General features: G+C 50.0%; 14 protein-coding genes and 1 pseudogene. 3 read left to right on the plus strand and 12 right to left on the minus strand.

Annotated elements, in window-relative coordinates; all coding sequences use genetic code 11:
* Positions 1 to 60: 60 nt before the first annotated feature.
* The 5 genes from J7I12_RS07560 to J7I12_RS07580 all read right to left on the minus strand — a co-directional run bounded on the left by J7I12_RS07560 (position 61) and on the right by J7I12_RS07580 (position 6,925).
* Entirely contained in the window at positions 61 to 2,919 is a 2,859-nt protein-coding gene (locus J7I12_RS07560) for an efflux RND transporter permease subunit (protein ID WP_498793470.1), read from the minus strand.
* Between the two features lie 89 nt (positions 2,920 to 3,008).
* On the minus strand, positions 3,009 to 4,244 hold the full coding sequence (locus tag J7I12_RS07565; protein ID WP_096152604.1) for an ISL3 family transposase: 1,236 nt from the start codon (positions 4,242 to 4,244) through the stop codon (positions 3,009 to 3,011).
* Positions 4,186 to 4,482 (minus strand): efflux RND transporter permease subunit, encoded by a 297-nt coding sequence (locus J7I12_RS07570; protein WP_498793471.1) that lies wholly within the window; start codon positions 4,480 to 4,482, stop codon positions 4,186 to 4,188. Before J7I12_RS07570 ends, J7I12_RS07565 begins: the two co-directional genes overlap by 59 nt.
* A gap of 2 nt (positions 4,483 to 4,484) precedes the next feature.
* Positions 4,485 to 5,582, minus strand: coding sequence for an efflux RND transporter periplasmic adaptor subunit (locus tag J7I12_RS07575; protein WP_498793472.1), 1,098 nt, complete (start codon positions 5,580 to 5,582; stop codon positions 4,485 to 4,487).
* Positions 5,579 to 6,925: a TolC family protein gene (locus J7I12_RS07580; protein WP_498793474.1), complete on the minus strand. Its 1,347-nt coding sequence runs from the start codon at positions 6,923 to 6,925 to the stop codon at positions 5,579 to 5,581. Before J7I12_RS07580 ends, J7I12_RS07575 begins: the two co-directional genes overlap by 4 nt.
* A gap of 35 nt (positions 6,926 to 6,960) precedes the next feature.
* On the opposite strand from J7I12_RS07580, the gene J7I12_RS07585 reads away from it, so the two are divergent.
* Positions 6,961 to 8,093, plus strand: a protein-coding gene (locus tag J7I12_RS07585) for an IS3 family transposase (RefSeq protein WP_209817515.1) whose coding sequence is annotated in 2 segments (ribosomal slippage) — positions 6,961 to 7,213 and positions 7,213 to 8,093 — 1,134 coding nt in all. Because the reading frame shifts where the segments join, the coding sequence is not laid out codon by codon here.
* A 362-nt stretch (positions 8,094 to 8,455) separates the two neighbouring features.
* Here J7I12_RS07585 and J7I12_RS07590 read toward each other — a convergent pair.
* From J7I12_RS07590 to arsB, 5 genes and pseudogenes are all read right to left on the minus strand, one after another.
* The gene (locus tag J7I12_RS07590) at positions 8,456 to 8,773 is read right to left on the minus strand and encodes an ArsR/SmtB family transcription factor (protein WP_498793475.1); all 318 of its coding nucleotides are present in this window, start codon (positions 8,771 to 8,773) and stop codon (positions 8,456 to 8,458) included.
* 45 nt (positions 8,774 to 8,818) lie between these two features.
* The gene (locus tag J7I12_RS07595) at positions 8,819 to 9,529 is read right to left on the minus strand and encodes a cytochrome c biogenesis CcdA family protein (RefSeq protein ID WP_498793476.1); all 711 of its coding nucleotides are present in this window, start codon (positions 9,527 to 9,529) and stop codon (positions 8,819 to 8,821) included.
* Positions 9,529 to 9,894, minus strand: a complete 366-nt coding sequence (locus J7I12_RS07600; RefSeq protein ID WP_498793477.1) for a thioredoxin family protein — start codon at positions 9,892 to 9,894, stop codon at positions 9,529 to 9,531. The genes J7I12_RS07595 and J7I12_RS07600 overlap by 1 nt, the downstream gene beginning before the upstream one ends.
* A 123-nt stretch (positions 9,895 to 10,017) precedes the next feature.
* Positions 10,018 to 11,106, minus strand: a complete 1,089-nt coding sequence (locus J7I12_RS07605) for a permease (RefSeq protein ID WP_498793479.1) — start codon at positions 11,104 to 11,106, stop codon at positions 10,018 to 10,020.
* A gap of 47 nt (positions 11,107 to 11,153) precedes the next feature.
* Positions 11,154 to 11,942 (minus strand): annotated as a pseudogene (gene arsB / locus J7I12_RS07610) (ACR3 family arsenite efflux transporter); the annotation flags it as partial.
* A 59-nt stretch (positions 11,943 to 12,001) separates the two neighbouring features.
* Here arsB and J7I12_RS07615 point away from each other — a divergent pair.
* Together J7I12_RS07615 and J7I12_RS07620 are read left to right on the plus strand one after the other, a co-directional pair.
* Positions 12,002 to 13,237: an ISL3 family transposase gene (locus tag J7I12_RS07615; RefSeq protein WP_096152604.1), complete on the plus strand. Its 1,236-nt coding sequence runs from the start codon at positions 12,002 to 12,004 to the stop codon at positions 13,235 to 13,237.
* A gap of 96 nt (positions 13,238 to 13,333) precedes the next feature.
* Positions 13,334 to 14,569 (plus strand): ISL3 family transposase, encoded by a 1,236-nt coding sequence (locus J7I12_RS07620; RefSeq protein WP_498793481.1) that lies wholly within the window; start codon positions 13,334 to 13,336, stop codon positions 14,567 to 14,569.
* On the opposite strand, the gene J7I12_RS07625 is transcribed toward J7I12_RS07620, so the two are convergent.
* Positions 14,511 to 14,843, minus strand: a complete 333-nt coding sequence (locus J7I12_RS07625) for an arsenate reductase ArsC (protein ID WP_498793482.1) — start codon at positions 14,841 to 14,843, stop codon at positions 14,511 to 14,513. The two genes, J7I12_RS07620 and J7I12_RS07625, sit on opposite strands and share 59 nt — an antisense overlap.
* Complete coding sequence (gene arsM, locus J7I12_RS07630) at positions 14,840 to 15,688, minus strand: arsenite methyltransferase (RefSeq protein ID WP_303193232.1); 849 nt, start codon at positions 15,686 to 15,688, stop codon at positions 14,840 to 14,842. The genes J7I12_RS07625 and arsM overlap by 4 nt, the downstream gene beginning before the upstream one ends.
* Between the last annotated feature and the right edge of the window lie 17 nt (positions 15,689 to 15,705).

A 15,705-nucleotide genomic window follows, 5' to 3' on the forward strand; every position in this document is an offset into this window, starting at 1 on the left:
AATAAACTCGCTCACGCAAAAAGCATAAAAATGATAGCTGTTCATCTGAGTTATAGCTTGCTAATTGGCTTGTTTTTCTAGGGGGTTGTCAATAGCGCCTGAAAACGAGCTGGCACAGAGAACATAAAGACATGGCACCATGAGCAGAGCAACAAAAATGCCAGCCGCTACGCCGCCTATTGCGCTTACAGCCATCGGCTGAAGCATGTCTCCACCTTCTTCGAGGTTGAGGGCAAGCGGCAAAAATCCGGCTATGATGGTCACACCGATCATCAACCGAGGGCGCAATCGTAACGTTGAAGCAGTAACAACGGCCTGTATTGGTGAATATCTAGAGTTGACTCTTAAATGTTCAGCAAATGTGAGAAGCAATACCCCTTCGTTAACGGTCGAAGATATGACAACAAGTGCGCCAATCACAACGGTGGCCCCAATTGGAATGTTCGTCAAAAACAAGGCATACACCATGCCAATAGCGCAAAAAGGAACAGCACTCAAAATAAGAACAGGCAACTTCAAGCTGTTAAACTGAACTGCCAGCACAATAAATGAAAAAAACAGAGAGAATAACAGAACAACCAACATGGAAGAAATCATTTCTTCCTGCATCTGAGCCTGGCCACCAATAGAAATGGTGTATCCTGCTGGCAAATCCTCTGGTAAACAGCTTATTGCTGCATTTTTTGCTGAACCAACGGAAACATTGGCACCGTCGGCACGCAAAATTACTTGCTTAATTTGATTTTCCCTTATGATCTCTACGGGGCCAAAGCCATTATCAACTTTTGCCACATCACCCAAGCGGATATAATTCCCCTGGTTTGTTTTGATGGGCAACTTGTTGATATCGCTCATACTCCTTACCGTTACCTCGGGTGCAAGCACACGCACGTTATAATAACGCCCTTCATCGCGGTATTGTGTGGCGACACTCCCACTAATTAGCGAGCGCAACGCCGCACCAACCGCATTCACGCTAACACCAAGTTCAGAGGCCTTTATTCTGTCAACATGCACTTGATATTCCGGTTTTGTCATATCAAGCGAAATATAAACGTTTGTTAGCACATTAGTGGCATTCATGCGTGCAAGAGCTTTTGTTGCAATTGAATAAAGCTGATCCAGATCAGGGCCTTTAATTTTGACCTCGATATCAGCGTCTCCGAGTTTACGTAGCCCTTTCACTTTTTGCTGCATAACCATAACCTTTCCGCCTGGAACCTTTATGGCAGAAACTCGCTTACGCAGCGTTTTCAAATATTGCAGTGTAGTGATATTTCGCTTTGAACGCGCTACAAGCTGAATGTCTATTTGCCCTTCTTCGGCCACTTCAGAGGTGACCAATCCCCACACCTTGCCGCCAACAAGGGTAAAGGCAGACTCCACCAGGGGATCAGTGCTGACAAGACTCTCTAGCTCCTCCAAAATGCGGTTGGTTTCACCAATGGCTGTTCCGGTGGGGAGCTTCAGCTTGATCATGACCCTTCCATCATCCATCTGGGGCAAAAACTCGCTGCCAAGATAGGGAACAAGAGCAACCCCACAGCAAAACAGCAGGATAAAAATTGCCATTACTCGCTTTGGCGCTTTCAAAACACGTTCAAGAACAACCCGATATCGTTGAGAAACTTTGTCGTAAAATAGTTCAAATTTACTGGATGCACTCTGCTTGCCCAAAAATATAACGCCGAGCATGGGGGTAAGAGTAACAGCAATGGCAAGGCTAAGCACCACAATACCCGCAACAACAAAAATCAATTCTTTGAACAATAATGTTGTAAGGCTTGGAACAATAAGGAATGGGATAAATAACGCTAAAAATGAAAGTGTAGCTGCCACAATAGCTGGACCAACCTCTGTCGTACCCTGCAAAACATTTTCTTCTATTGAGGCATTATGGTTGGCATGTTGCAACCGCGTAATATTTTCTATGACGACAGTCGCATTGTCTAGCACCACACCGATTGCGACTACCAAGCCACCCAACGAAAAGATATTTAGCGAAAATCCAAACAACTGCATAAGGCCAAAGTTTATGGCCAGAGTAATAGGCAAAACTAATGACATGGCTACCATTTGTCGCCAACTGCCAAGAAAAATGTAAACTACCAATATGACGAGCAATGCTGCCTCAATGGCAGCATTGCGGACGCCATCTATTGCTGATTCAACGTAGATTGCCTGGTTTTCGACCATCCCAAGTTTAACACCCTTCGGAAGGCCTGGTTCAAGGCTGCTGATCGTTTTGTTAACGGCGTTCGCAACTTCAACCGTATTTGCATCCGCCTGCTTTAAGACGCTTACTTTAATACTCTGCTTGCCATCCAGGCGTGTGATTACCCGTATGTCCTGGTGTGCATCTTCAACGGAAGCAATATCTGATAATAAAACTTTTGACATGCCATCATGAGCAACTACAACGGCACGAATTTCTTCTAGATTTTTAAATTCTCCGGATGTTCTTACAACAAATTCCTTATTAGACCTTGTGATGCGCCCGGAAAATTGGTCAAGGTTGTCTTCCCGAAGGGCAGCAAGAACACTAGAAATTGATAAATTGTATTTTACAAGTGCGTCTGCATCCAGTTTAACTCGAATTTCGCGCTGAAGCCCCCCCACAATCTCCGTTCCAGCAACACCGGGAACACTCGTCAAAACGGGCTCCAACGAGTTTTCTGCCCAGCTGCGCAGCTTAACCAGATCCCAACTGTCCGACTGAACAGTTAGTTGAACAACAGGCAATTGCGAAGGGTCAGCTTTTATAACAACCGGGGGGTCAATATCCTTAGGAAGTTGGCGCGCCACGCGAGCCATCGCTGCAAGTGTGTCCTGATATGCTGTGTCTATCCTCACCCCATACCGGAAATTGAGCATGAGGCTGTACATCCCTTCGATGGCGGACGATTCAACCGAATCCACGCCATCTACAGTTGCAACTACCCGTTCTATCGGGTCAGCCAGGCTCCTATCAATCTCGGTTCTTCCGGGTTTTCCGTGGGTAACCCCTGTCAGGAACTGGCCGGGTAGAGGTTTAGACCGCCACAGAAGAAGTAGATGGCTGTCTTGAAATGCTCCCGGTTCCTATAACCGCAAGCCTTCCTCTTGATGGCCATGATCTTGCTGTTGAGGCCCTCGGCCACGCCGTTGGTGATCCTGTGGCGGCAGAAGGTCAGGATGTTCTCAAGATGTCTCTGAATCAGTCCGCCCACTTTGCGCATTGGGGCAAGATCTGACCTGTTCACCCAGACCAGCCATCGCTTCACAAAACGTCTGGCCCATCCCGTGCTCAGGTACTTCCAGACGTCGTTCAGGCTTTCCTTCATGGCCCAGGCCTTGGCCACCTTGAGGTTCGCTGTCTTCAAGGCCTCCAGGGCTGGCCGGTGTTTGTCCGGCAGATTCTCCTCCCGGTATAGCCAGAGGAATTTCGTGCCCTTGAGTCGATGGTCATCCTGACTTGTGAGTTCGCGGTGCTCTTGCTTGCGTACCCGGTCCACAGCCTCGCCTACGTGTTTCATGACGTGGAACCGATCGTGAACGATTTTCCCCGCCGCGTCCGGCACATGTTTGAGCGTAGCTTTAAAATAGGGCTCCCACATGTCCATGGCCACGGCCTTGATCCGCTCCAACTGCGCCTTGGTGAACTGAAGGTAGTACCCCTCAAGGCTTTCGGCCTTACGCTCGTCGGCCACATACTCCACCGTGCTGCCGATCAGATCACAAACCACGGTCACATAGTCGTGCCCCTTGCGGAATGCCTTCTCGTCAACGCCAAGATACCGCGAGGGATTCGATTGCTTGCGCTCCCGGCCCCGGCGCACCGCCCTTTCCATGACACCCCATGCTTCGTCCCAGGTGATGCGCAGGATGCGCCGCGCTCCTGTTACGGTGGCGCACTCGGTCAGCACGTCGATGATCAATCGCTCCATCAATATGGTGAAACGTGCCTTGGACTCGGCCCAAGGCACGTTGACCTGAAGGACGCCATGCTCGGGGCAGTCCACTCGGGGAATCCGAGCATGCAGGAACGTCTTGAACTGGCACGTGTCCAGATGGCGCCAGACACGAGGCTCGGCATGGTCGCGGCAAGCCAGCTCTCGACCACAAGTAGGGCAAAACCAGCGAACACCAGGACCATGCTCCACGCGGATGTCTACCCGACCTTCCGCCGTGTCCAGTTCAACAGCCTCAACAAACCAGGGCTCGGTCAGCCCGAGAATCCGAAAATATAGGTCCGTATCCTTCATTGGTGCCCTCCGGGAAGGACATTAGCAGATCAGCTACCCACGGAAAACCCGGAAGAGCCTCAATCTCATTGGGAGTCGCTCCAGGCCACCAAACGTAAACCTTTATGAGAGGGTATGCCATGTTGGGCAAAAAATTTACAGGCAAACGCCACAGTCCATACAAGCCGAGCACAACAAGGCCCAACACAATGACAGATGCAGCAATCCTATTCTTTATGGTGTATTGTGTTATCTTCATAGTTATTTAACGGAAGTTTCAGTATGGGAATTTATGACGCCCGATGCACTCTGCTGCCCATTCGCATTTCCCTTGTCAAATTGAACTACTGCGCCGTCTTTCAGCTTTTCCCACCCATCTGTAACCACAATATCGCCATCGTTTAGGCCCTCAAGAATTTCTACTAGCTCATTTTGCTCAATGCCTATCTTCACAGGCTGTTGAATAACTGTTTCTCCCCGAACAATAAAAATTGCTTTCTTACCATTCGCAACTTCCTTAACAGTACGAACTGGAACTGACAACGCATTGGCACTATCATTAAGAAGCAAATGAAGCCTGGCAAACATCCCTGGCCGTAGGTTTTCTACTGTTAAAGGAACAGCTTCCAACGTCAAGCTTCGTGTCTTGCGGTCTAACTCAGGATAAATACGGCTAATCTTGGCAGAAAATCGCTGGTTTGCAAAAGCATCAAGCTGGAAATCAATTGACATCCCAACGCGCACCTGAGCCGCAAGCCCTTCAGGGACAGTAAAAAGCAAAGCTAAACTTGAAGGATCGTAAAGCTCTACCAAAGGAACGCGCGGTGCCATAAAGTTTCCTTCCCTAACAAAAACTTTGCCAACAATAGCTGGCCAAGGAGCTTTAATTTGAAAATCATCCATATTTTCAGTTAGTTTAGAAAATTGAGCCTTGGCTTTTTTTAAATTTGCCCGTGCTGTCGAAAGTTGCTCCGCTGGGATTGCACCGTTCTGCACCAACGCTTCAACTCGCCGGACCTCTAATTCTTCTTTGCGCAAATCTTCAGCGGCAGAAGACAGGTATGCTTCTGTAGAGTGGCGTCGGCCAATGCGCAGCAAAATGTCACCTTGGCCCACCATATCGCCTTCTCGTGTAGAGCACTCTACCACTGGACCTTCTGCCGGGGATGCTAGTACTGCAATTTTTGTGGGTTCAATGGAGCCTGTTCCGTCATAATAGTGCTGAAAATTATTCCTTATAACCTGCTGAACACGAACTACTGGCTTGATCTTATTAGTGGGTTGTTCTGCGCATACACCATTTAAAGGAATTACACTTAGCAATATAAAAAACATAAATAATGAACGCATGCGAATCATGACAATACTCCTGTAGCAAATCTAAGTTTTGCAGAATATATATTATAATCAGCAAGTGCTTTATAGTAGTTGACCTGTGCCGTGATAAGCTCAGATTGCGCATTTAACGTATCCAAAATCGTGCCTTTCCCCAAATCATATTTCATGGATTCTATCCGGTAACTTTCTTTAGCTTGTTCAACTGCTTTTTTAGTAGAGGAAATGCGTGAAACTGCTGATTGAAGCTGCAATGTTGCAGACCGAACCTCAAGATCGATCTGCTTTTCCAATTTTTCCAGCCTGTTCTTTGCAGCCATGAATTTTGACTTTTCTTCACGAACCTTGGCCATGGTATTCCCACCTTCAAACAGTGGGATTTCAAACACCACACCAACGCTCGCAACTTCGACATTTTCCTTGAGGTCAATGGCATTGCGCTTGCTGTCCAGTACGGTCAAATATGGACCAACTGTTTGGCGCTGCCCGTAGGCCGCTTTTAGCCCGACAGTGGGGAGAAAGGCCGCCTGGGCAATAGCAATGTTTTTCGACTGTGCTTCAAGTGAATTGAGAGCAGCCTGATAATCCTTTCTTTTTTTTAGGACTTCTTTCAACTCATATTGATTATCTACCGTTGTTGCCATTGGTGGCAACAACTGGTCTGATAGTGAAAGCTTCTTTTCATCTATTGGTGCTCCAAGCATATTGATGAGCGATAATCTTGTTGTGGCATAAATATTTTTTTCAAGAATTATTTTTTCTCTGACATCTGCAAGCCGAACTTCCGCACGAAGAAGGTCTACATTAGCCGCTTTTTGCTCATTTATTAATGCGGTTATGCGCTTTGCCTGTTCCTCCAGCGCGGCATACGAGAATTCTAGGGCGCGAATGACATGTTCTTCTGCAAGAATCGACATGTATAAAGAAGTGACGTTAAAGATTAGCTCTTCACGAGAAAAAGCCATTTTGTTTTCTGCTGACAGGCTCAACAAGTCTGTCGCCTTGATATTGTTCCAGTCCTTACCACCAGAAAACAAGGGGAGTGCCAACACGATATCTTCACTTGCAATATCAGCCGTGAATAGCCCCGGCTCTCCATTATAAGCAGCCTGAACTAACCGAATCTTGTCGTTGTAATGTGTATACCCCCCAACCACTGAAATCTTAGGCCACAGTGCCGATTTCGCACCTTCAAATCGTGCTGACGCTGCCTCTACGTCATACTTTGCCGCAGAAAAATCCGGGTTATTTCTTAGTGAAACTTCAATACATTTCTGTAGAGATAGCTGAGACGGAATTGTTTGATCACTAATTTTTTTGTCATCTCGATTCGCATAATTTGACCCTCCCCCCGAAAAGTATGCCATTGAAAAGTTAGTGTTCCTGACATAGGAGCACAAGAATGAAACGTAGCAGATTCACCGAAGAACAGATTATTGGGATCTTGCGGCAAGCCGAGGCTGGCGTTCGCGTTGTCGATCTTTGTCGTCAGAATGGCATTTCGGATGCGACCTTTTACAAATGGCGCAGCAAGTTCGGTGGGATGAACATCTCTGACGCCAAGCGGTTGCGCCAGTTGGAGGAAGAGAACGCCCGTCTGAAACGACTTGTAGGCGAACAGGCGCTTGATATCGTTGTCCTGAAGGACGTGATCTCAAAAAACTTTTGAAGCCCGCAGCCAATAGGGAAGCCGTGCATCACATTCAGTCTGCGCATGGCTACTCAGAGCGGCGGGCTTGCCGAGTGATTCAGTTTAATCGCTGTTCAGCCAGACGGCCACCATCTGAGGACCGTGATCTTCTTTTACGGACTCGGATGCTGGAACTGGCAAATGACAGGCGGCGTTTTGGCTCTCCGCGCTTGCATGAATTATTGCGTCGGGAAGAGCTGGTGCAGAATCACAAACGGACAGAAAGGATTTACCAGGAAGAAAACCTTTCACTGCGCACCCGCAAGCGAGTGAAGCGCCCAAGCCATGCCCGTATTGTCCAGGCTGGCCCTGCTGGCCCGGATGAGCAATGGGCGATGGATTTTGTAAGCGACTCCCTTATGGGTGGACGCCGCATCCGGATTTTGACAATTGCCGATCTGTGGGATCGTTCAAGCCCCGCGCTCGAAGTGGATATGTCGTTGCCTGGAGTTCGAGTTGTGCGTGTGCTTGAAAGACTACGCCTTCAAGGTCGGTTGCCACAGCGTATCAAGGTTGATAATGGGCCGGAATTTAGCGGTAAAGCCCTGGATACATGGGCTTTTGAGCATGGAGTGCAGATAGAGTTTACTCGTCCGGGGAAGCCCACGGATAATGGGCACATTGAAAGCTTTAACGGAAAATTCCGGGATGAGTGTTTAAATCAGAACGTGTTTCTGTCCCTACACGATGCCCGCAGAACAGTTGAAGCCTGGCGCCATGATTACAACCAGCGGCGACCGCACAGCTCATTGGGCTGGCTGACGCCGGAAGAGTTCCGTGAAAAGAATATAACCTGCAACCCAGTGGGAACCACTAACTTACAAGTGGTATACGCAGTGGGGTAAGGTCAAATTGCTTGGAATATGAGCTTTCGTAGCGGCGGAATCAAAACCCCTCGGAAGCTCTATATGCTCACGCTGCTGTACGCACCCAAAGAATGTCATGACGAGCATTGCTAGAATAATGTTTTTGGCAGTATGCATGGATGTGTCCCCTTGCAGTAGATATATTTTCAAACTCTCCTCGCCTCATATGCGGCTAGTGCCGCATCAAGCTGAAGGTCTTCACGGTCTTTTCAATTTTCACCCCTAGTTGGGTATATTTTACTCACCATGCTGGGCACACTGAGTAAATTGACCTCAGTGCGCCCAGCTTTAATGTTGGCTATTTTGCCAAATAGCCAAATATAGACCACCAAAAAAATCTGTCACTTAAGCAGGCCAATTTGTTTGATGGCCGAGGATTCAACAATCTTGCCAGTACACGTTAAAAACCTATCCAGGCATGACAACGTGAGCTTGTAATAAACACTTGTCCCCTTTTTTTCTGTCGAGACCACACCGGCTTCTTTAAGTATGGCTAAGTGCTTGGATATTGTTGACATGTCAAAGCCAAGCATTGGTTGCAATTCGCATACACATTTTTCACCTTCCCGAAGCGCAGTAACCATTGTCAGTCTGCTGGGATGCCCGAGAGCCTTAAAAATCTTTGCCTGTGCAGCGATATAACTTTGATTTAGCTTCATAATGATATCCCAACAATTCCGTACGTATGAGCCTCATCGCAAATGCTAGAGTAGGCTGGCAATGGCAATAGTGATAAAGAACAAGCCAATGGCTATGACCAATCCACCGGCCAATCTTCTTCCTAGAACCGTTGCCGATTGCATTCCCTTTGCCGACAGCAGGCGTTGCGCAATTGCCACAGAACTACCCGCAATGACAATCGGCAGGCAATGACCAAGCGCAAAGCTGAAAATTAGTGATATGCCTTTCAGTTGCTGCCCCTGAGTCATTGCCATCGCCAGGATAGGGGCGATAAAGCCAAATGTGCAGGCTCCGGAAAGGACCCCATAAGCCAGGCCCAAAACAATGGCCCCGCCATATCCACGCATTTTAATATTGCCATATCGTCCCGATGGCAGCGTGCACAATTGTACACCGACGAGACTGAGCCCCAGCCATACAAAAAGTGCACCAATCGGAATTCCCCACAAAGGAGAGAGATCACCAAGCATCCTGCCAAGCCATGAGCAGACAAGCCCGATAATGGTGATTGAAATAAAAAGCCCAGTGCTGAACATGACCGCATACCCGGCAGCTTTTTTGCCGTCCACAAGGGTGTTTTGGCCTGCCACATAGCCAACCATCAGGGGGATAGACGCTAAATGGCATGGACTAAACAGCACGCTGACGAGGCCCCATAAAAAGGAACCCACTACGGCCCATGCAAAGTCGCCCACCATCCAAGAGTTAATGGTTAATAAAAATTGATCAAACATTATTTTTCCGAAATAAGCTGATCAAGAATTTCTTTCATGCTTTCTTCATCAAGAAAACCCTCATGCCTTTGTATTTCAACACCCTTTTTGTTGTAAAAAATTTGCGTCGGGATTGATCTTATCCCAAATTCTTTGCCGACTTCAGGAGTCTTCCAGACATCAATGAAAACAACGGAAGCTTTTCCTTTGTAGTCTTCTCTCACTTTTTCAAGGACGGGGGCCATCATCTTGCATGGAATACATGCGGTTGCTCCAAGGTCAATAACTGTCACAACCCCTTTTTCAACATAATCAGTAGTTGCGGCATTGGCGAAACCAACGCACGCAACCGAAATGGCAATGGCCAAAGCGAATTTTTTAAGCATACTCTCTCCTAATGACCTGATTTGTACGCATAGGCGGTTATGAACCTATTGTGATAACTGACTATGCGCTAAGAAAGTTGGCATTTGTGCGTAGTTGTTTTTCTTTTCATGCCGTTATCTGTGTCATATCAGGGCATTGAAAAGATATCCGACCAGTAAAATGCCAAACCCGACTACTCCTGCAAACACAAAAATCAATCTTGGCTTCAGCACCTTCCGCAGAATGATCATTTCGGGAAGCGAAAGGGCAATGACCGCCATCATGAATGCCAAAACCGTGCCAAGGGCGGCTCCTTTGCCAAGAAGTGCCTCAACAACCGGCACGATACCTGCGGCATTGGAATACATGGGAATGCCAATCACAACGGCAGCAGGCACCGACCACCATGCTTCTTTGCCCATAATGGAAGCCATAAAACCTTCCGGCACGTAGCCATGAATACCAGCGCCGACTGCGATGCCAATCACGACATACAGCCAGACCTTTCCGACAATGTCTTTAACTGCATAGATGCCCGCTTCAATCCTCTCCACCCACCCCTGATTATCAGGCGGAAGGTTTGAAGGATCTGTTCTGATCTTCATGACCCAGTCTTCGATGTAGGGTTCCAAATTGAGCTTGCCAAGCACCCAACCAGAAACAATCGCCACGCCTAAGCCTGTGCCCAGATAGAGTGCCGCAACCTTCCAGCCCAAAAGACCATAAAGCAGAACAAGAGCTACCTCGTTGACCATCGGCGCGGAAATAAGGAACGAGAAGGTCACTCCCATGGGAACCCCTGCCGTGACAAAACCAATAAAGAGGGGGACCGCCGAACAGGAACAAAAGGGAGTGACGATGCCAAGCAAGGCAGCCATCACGTTTCCGGCTGATTCGCGTCTTCCCGCCAAAATGCGCCGGGTGCGCTCAGGCGTAAAAAAAGTACGGATGACGCCCACGAAAAAAACTACCAGGGTAAGCAGCATCAGTACCTTAGGGGTGTCATAAAAAAGAAATTCCAGGGAATCGCCAAGGTGGCTGCCCTGAGTGACACCCAAAACGTCATACGTTAACGCTTTGGAGAATGCTGGCAGCAAACCATAAACCAGCCACCATCCGACCAATGCTGGCGCAAGCAGCAGAAGATAACGAACCAGCTTGCCGCTGTTGGTACTACGGCATGTTGCCGCTGCGCCACCCGTTCCGCAGGTTTTGCACTTAGATGAATTCATAACTGCCTTCTTTAAATGATTGCAGACAAAACAGGTTTACCAAATGCCTACTTTGAGGGTGGGCAGGACACATGACAGACGCCAGTGATAGTTTTCACTTCATGCGGAAAATATCTACGGCGTATGAAAAGCGCGACATTCACAAGGGCAATCAACACCGGAACTTCCACCAAAGGTCCGATAACCGCTGCAAAAGCCTCGCCGGAGTCTATGCCGAAGACCGCAATTGCAACAGCAATTGCCAGCTCAAAGTTGTTCGAGGCGGCAGTAAAGCTAAGTGTTGCCGACTGCTCATAGGTTGCCCCCGCCTTCGCTGAAAGGAAGAAAGACACGAGAAACATGACGAGAAAGTACACCCCAAGAGGCACTGCAATGCGCACCACATCAAAGGGAAGCTGCACAATGTATTCGCCCTTGAGAGAAAACATGACCAAGATGGTAAAAAGAAGAAAAACAAGGGTGAGCGGACTGATTTTGGGCAATAAGGTATTCTCATACCAATCCGCTCCCTTCATTTTAAGGCCGACAAATCGTGTTATCATACCCGCGATAAAAGGAATCCCCAGATAGATGAACACGCTTTCAGCAATCTGCGCCATGCTAATATTTACTACTGCCCCAGAGAGCCCCAACCAACCGGGCAATACTGTGATAAACATGTATGCATACACAGAAAAAAAGAGCACCTGAAAAACTGCATTGAATGCCACAAGCCCGGCACAGTACTCGCGGTCGCCCTCAGCCAGGTCATTCCAGACAATGACCATGGCGATGCAACGGGCAAGCCCAATCAGTATAAGGCCCACCATGTAACTGTTGTCGCCGGAAAGAAAAGCGGCTCTTCCGGGTTTTCCGTGGGTAGCTGATCTGCTAATGTCCTTCCCGGAGGGCACCAATGAAGGATACGGACCTATATTTTCGGATTCTCGGGCTGACCGAGCCCTGGTTTGTTGAGGCTGTTGAACTGGACACGGCGGAAGGTCGGGTAGACATCCGCGTGGAGCATGGTCCTGGTGTTCGCTGGTTTTGCCCTACTTGTGGTCGAGAGCTGGCTTGCCGCGACCATGCCGAGCCTCGTGTCTGGCGCCATCTGGACACGTGCCAGTTCAAGACGTTCCTGCATGCTCGGATTCCCCGAGTGGACTGCCCCGAGCATGGCGTCCTTCAGGTCAACGTGCCTTGGGCCGAGTCCAAGGCACGTTTCACCATATTGATGGAGCGATTGATCATCGACGTGCTGACCGAGTGCGCCACCGTAACAGGAGCGCGGCGCATCCTGCGCATCACCTGGGACGAAGCATGGGGTGTCATGGAAAGGGCGGTGCGCCGGGGCCGGGAGCGCAAGCAATCGAATCCCTCGCGGTATCTTGGCGTTGACGAGAAGGCATTCCGCAAGGGGCACGACTATGTGACCGTGGTTTGTGATCTGATCGGCAGCACGGTGGAGTATGTGGCCGACGAGCGTAAGGCCGAAAGCCTTGAGGGGTACTACCTTCAGTTCACCAAGGCGCAGTTGGAGCGGATCAAGGCCGTGGCCATGGACATGTGGGAGCCCTATTTTAAAGCTACGCTCAAACATGTGCCGGACGCGGCGGGGAAAATCGTTCACGATCGGTTCCACGTCATGAAACACGTAGGCGAGGCTGTGGACCGGGTACGCAAGCAAGAGCACCGCGAACTCACAAGTCAGGATGACCATCGACTCAAGGGCACGAAATTCCTCTGGCTATACCGGGAGGAGAATCTGCCGGACAAACACCGGCCAGCCCTGGAGGCCTTGAAGACAGCGAACCTCAAGGTGGCCAAGGCCTGGGCCATGAAGGAAAGCCTGAACGACGTCTGGAAGTACCTGAGCACGGGATGGGCCAGACGTTTTGTGAAGCGATGGCTGGTCTGGGTGAACAGGTCAGATCTTGCCCCAATGCGCAAAGTGGGCGGACTGATTCAGAGACATCTTGAGAACATCCTGACCTTCTGCCGCCACAGGATCACCAACGGCGTGGCCGAGGGCCTCAACAGCAAGATCATGGCCATCAAGAGGAAGGCTTGCGGTTATAGGAACCGGGAGCATTTCAAGACAGCCATCTACTTCTTCTGTGGCGGTCTAAACCTCTACCCGGCCAGTTCCTGACAGGGGTTACCCACGGAAAACCCGGAAGAACCAGAAAGGCTCTTCCGGGTTTTCCGTGGGTAGCTGATCTGCTAATGTCCTTCCCGGAGGGCACCAATGAAGGATACGGACCTATATTTTCGGATTCTCGGGCTGACCGAGCCCTGGTTTGTTGAGGCTGTTGAACTGGACACGGCGGAAGGTCGGGTAGACATCCGCGGGGAGCATGGTCCTGGTGTTCGCTGGTTTTGCCCTACTTGTGGTCGAGAGCTGGCTTGCCGCGACCATGCCGAGCCTCGTGTCTGGCGCCATCTGGACACGTGCCAGTTCAAGACGTTCCTGCATGCTCGGATTCCCCGAGTGGACTGCCCCGAGCATGGCGTCCTTCAGGTCAACGTGCCTTGGGCCGAGTCCAAGGCACGTTTCACCATATTGATGGAGCGATTGATCATCGACGTGCTGACCGAGTGCGCCACCGTAACAGGAGCGCGGCGCATCCTGCGCATCACCTGGGACGAAGCATGGGGTGTCATGGAAAGGGCGGTGCGCCGGGGCCGGGAGCGCAAGCAATCGAATCCCTCGCGGTATCTTGGCGTTGACGAGAAGGCATTCCGCAAGGGGCACGACTATGTGACCGTGGTTTGTGATCTGATCGGCAGCACGGTGGAGTATGTGGCCGACGAGCGTAAGGCCGAAAGCCTTGAGGGGTACTACCTTCAGTTCACCAAGGCGCAGTTGGAGCGGATCAAGGCCGTGGCCATGGACATGTGGGAGCCCTATTTTAAAGCTACGCTCAAACATGTGCCGGACGCGGCGGGGAAAATCGTTCACGATCGGTTCCACGTCATGAAACACGTAGGCGAGGCTGTGGACCGGGTACGCAAGCAAGAGCACCGCGAACTCACAAGTCAGGATGACCATCGACTCAAGGGCACGAAATTCCTCTGGCTATACCGGGAGGAGAATCTGCCGGACAAACACCGGCCAGCCCTGGAGGCCTTGAAGACAGCGAACCTCAAGGTGGCCAAGGCCTGGGCCATGAAGGAAAGCCTGAACGACGTCTGGAAGTACCTGAGCACGGGATGGGCCAGACGTTTTGTGAAGCGATGGCTGGTCTGGGTGAACAGGTCAGATCTTGCCCCAATGCGCAAAGTGGGCGGACTGATTCAGAGACATCTTGAGAACATCCTGACCTTCTGCCGCCACAGGATCACCAACGGCGTGGCCGAGGGCCTCAACAGCAAGATCATGGCCATCAAGAGGAAGGCTTGCGGTTATAGGAACCGGGAGCATTTCAAGACAGCCATCTACTTCTTCTGTGGCGGTCTAAACCTCTACCCGGCCAGTTCCTGACAGGGGTTACCCACGGAAAACCCGGAAGAACCTCGGAACAAAGCGTTATCACTATGTCAGGCTTTCCTGCCAAATTGTCCCATGACTTGCTGGACAAGCCCTCCGTAGGGAGACCTGCTTCTCGTACTGCAGCCAGGGCCCTGGGGTGAACATAACCAGCTGGCCGACTTCCAGCGCTTTGCACCGTGATGCCCTTGGGGGCCATGGATTTAAGCAACGCCTCTGCCATTATCGAGCGACAGGAGTTCCCCGTACATAGGAAAAGAAAATTCATAGGTCCCCCTCTTTTCTAGCAGCGATTGAAAGGCTCACGACGTAATCAGACATTTCGCTTCCCTTGGGCAATGATTCTGCAATCTGCTTGTACAGTGGGTCATTCCAGCTTTGCATATGCCGTACATAGTCAGGCTTAGGTGTAAGGGTGATGTCTGTAAAACCTGCTAGCTCCATCATTTTTTGAGTTTCGTCTACCAGTGTTGCCCCGGCTATACAGCCCACTAGGGCTTCCACCATTTCCCGGATATTTGCGGGAAGTGGTCTTAGCAATGCCAAGTCTGAAATTGATACCGTTCCCTTCGGCTTTAAAACGCGGAATATTTCCCGCCATACCTGTGGCTTGTCAGGAGATAGGTTGATGACACAGTTTGAAAGCACTACGTCAACGCTGGCATCTGGCACAGGCAGATGCTCAATTTCTCCGAGTCTGAATTCCACATTGTCCAGGCTCGTGTGCTGCCTGTACTGGAAAATATTTTTTCTCGCTTTTGCCAGCATTTCTGGAGTCATATCTACCCCAATGACCCGGCCTGTTTCCTTAACCATTGCTCCGGCTTGAAACACGTCAAAGCCACCACCACTACCCAGATCAAGCACAATCTGCCCTTCATGCAGCGCGGCTATCGCGACGGGGTTACCGCAAGATAGCCCCATATTTGCCCCTTCGGGCAGATTAGAGAGGGTTTGGGCTCCGTACCCAAGTGCGTGGGCTAACTGCTGTGGATCGGAATTGCCGCAGCATCCTGTGGAACAGCCACAACGCCCGTCATTGGTCGCAATAGCGCCGTATCCTGCTCGAACAGCTTCTCTTATTTCATCAGTTGTCAATTCTGGAAGATCCATGCCCCATCCTTTATAAT

The organism is Desulfovibrio diazotrophicus (genome assembly GCF_902498985.2).
Lineage (GTDB): Bacteria > Desulfobacterota > Desulfovibrionia > Desulfovibrionales > Desulfovibrionaceae > Desulfovibrio > Desulfovibrio legallii.

Excerpts from the sequence above, each read along its gene's own strand:
- J7I12_RS07565 (WP_096152604.1), bottom strand. The coding sequence starts at position 4,244 with ATGAAGGATACGGACCTATATTTTCGGATTCTCGGGCTGACCGAGCCC.
- J7I12_RS07570 (WP_498793471.1), bottom strand. The coding sequence starts at position 4,482 with ATGAAGATAACACAATACACCATAAAGAATAGGATTGCTGCATCTGTC.
- J7I12_RS07575 (WP_498793472.1), bottom strand. The coding sequence starts at position 5,582 with ATGATTCGCATGCGTTCATTATTTATGTTTTTTATATTGCTAAGTGTA.
- J7I12_RS07580 (WP_498793474.1), bottom strand. The coding sequence starts at position 6,925 with ATGGCATACTTTTCGGGGGGAGGGTCAAATTATGCGAATCGAGATGAC.
- J7I12_RS07590 (WP_498793475.1), bottom strand. The coding sequence starts at position 8,773 with ATGAAGCTAAATCAAAGTTATATCGCTGCACAGGCAAAGATTTTTAAG.
- J7I12_RS07595 (WP_498793476.1), bottom strand. The coding sequence starts at position 9,529 with ATGTTTGATCAATTTTTATTAACCATTAACTCTTGGATGGTGGGCGAC.
- J7I12_RS07600 (WP_498793477.1), bottom strand. The coding sequence starts at position 9,894 with ATGCTTAAAAAATTCGCTTTGGCCATTGCCATTTCGGTTGCGTGCGTT.
- J7I12_RS07605 (WP_498793479.1), bottom strand. The coding sequence starts at position 11,106 with ATGAATTCATCTAAGTGCAAAACCTGCGGAACGGGTGGCGCAGCGGCA.
- J7I12_RS07615 (WP_096152604.1), top strand. The coding sequence starts at position 12,002 with ATGAAGGATACGGACCTATATTTTCGGATTCTCGGGCTGACCGAGCCC.
- J7I12_RS07620 (WP_498793481.1), top strand. The coding sequence starts at position 13,334 with ATGAAGGATACGGACCTATATTTTCGGATTCTCGGGCTGACCGAGCCC.
- J7I12_RS07625 (WP_498793482.1), bottom strand. The coding sequence starts at position 14,843 with ATGAATTTTCTTTTCCTATGTACGGGGAACTCCTGTCGCTCGATAATG.
- arsM (WP_303193232.1), bottom strand. The coding sequence starts at position 15,688 with ATGGATCTTCCAGAATTGACAACTGATGAAATAAGAGAAGCTGTTCGA.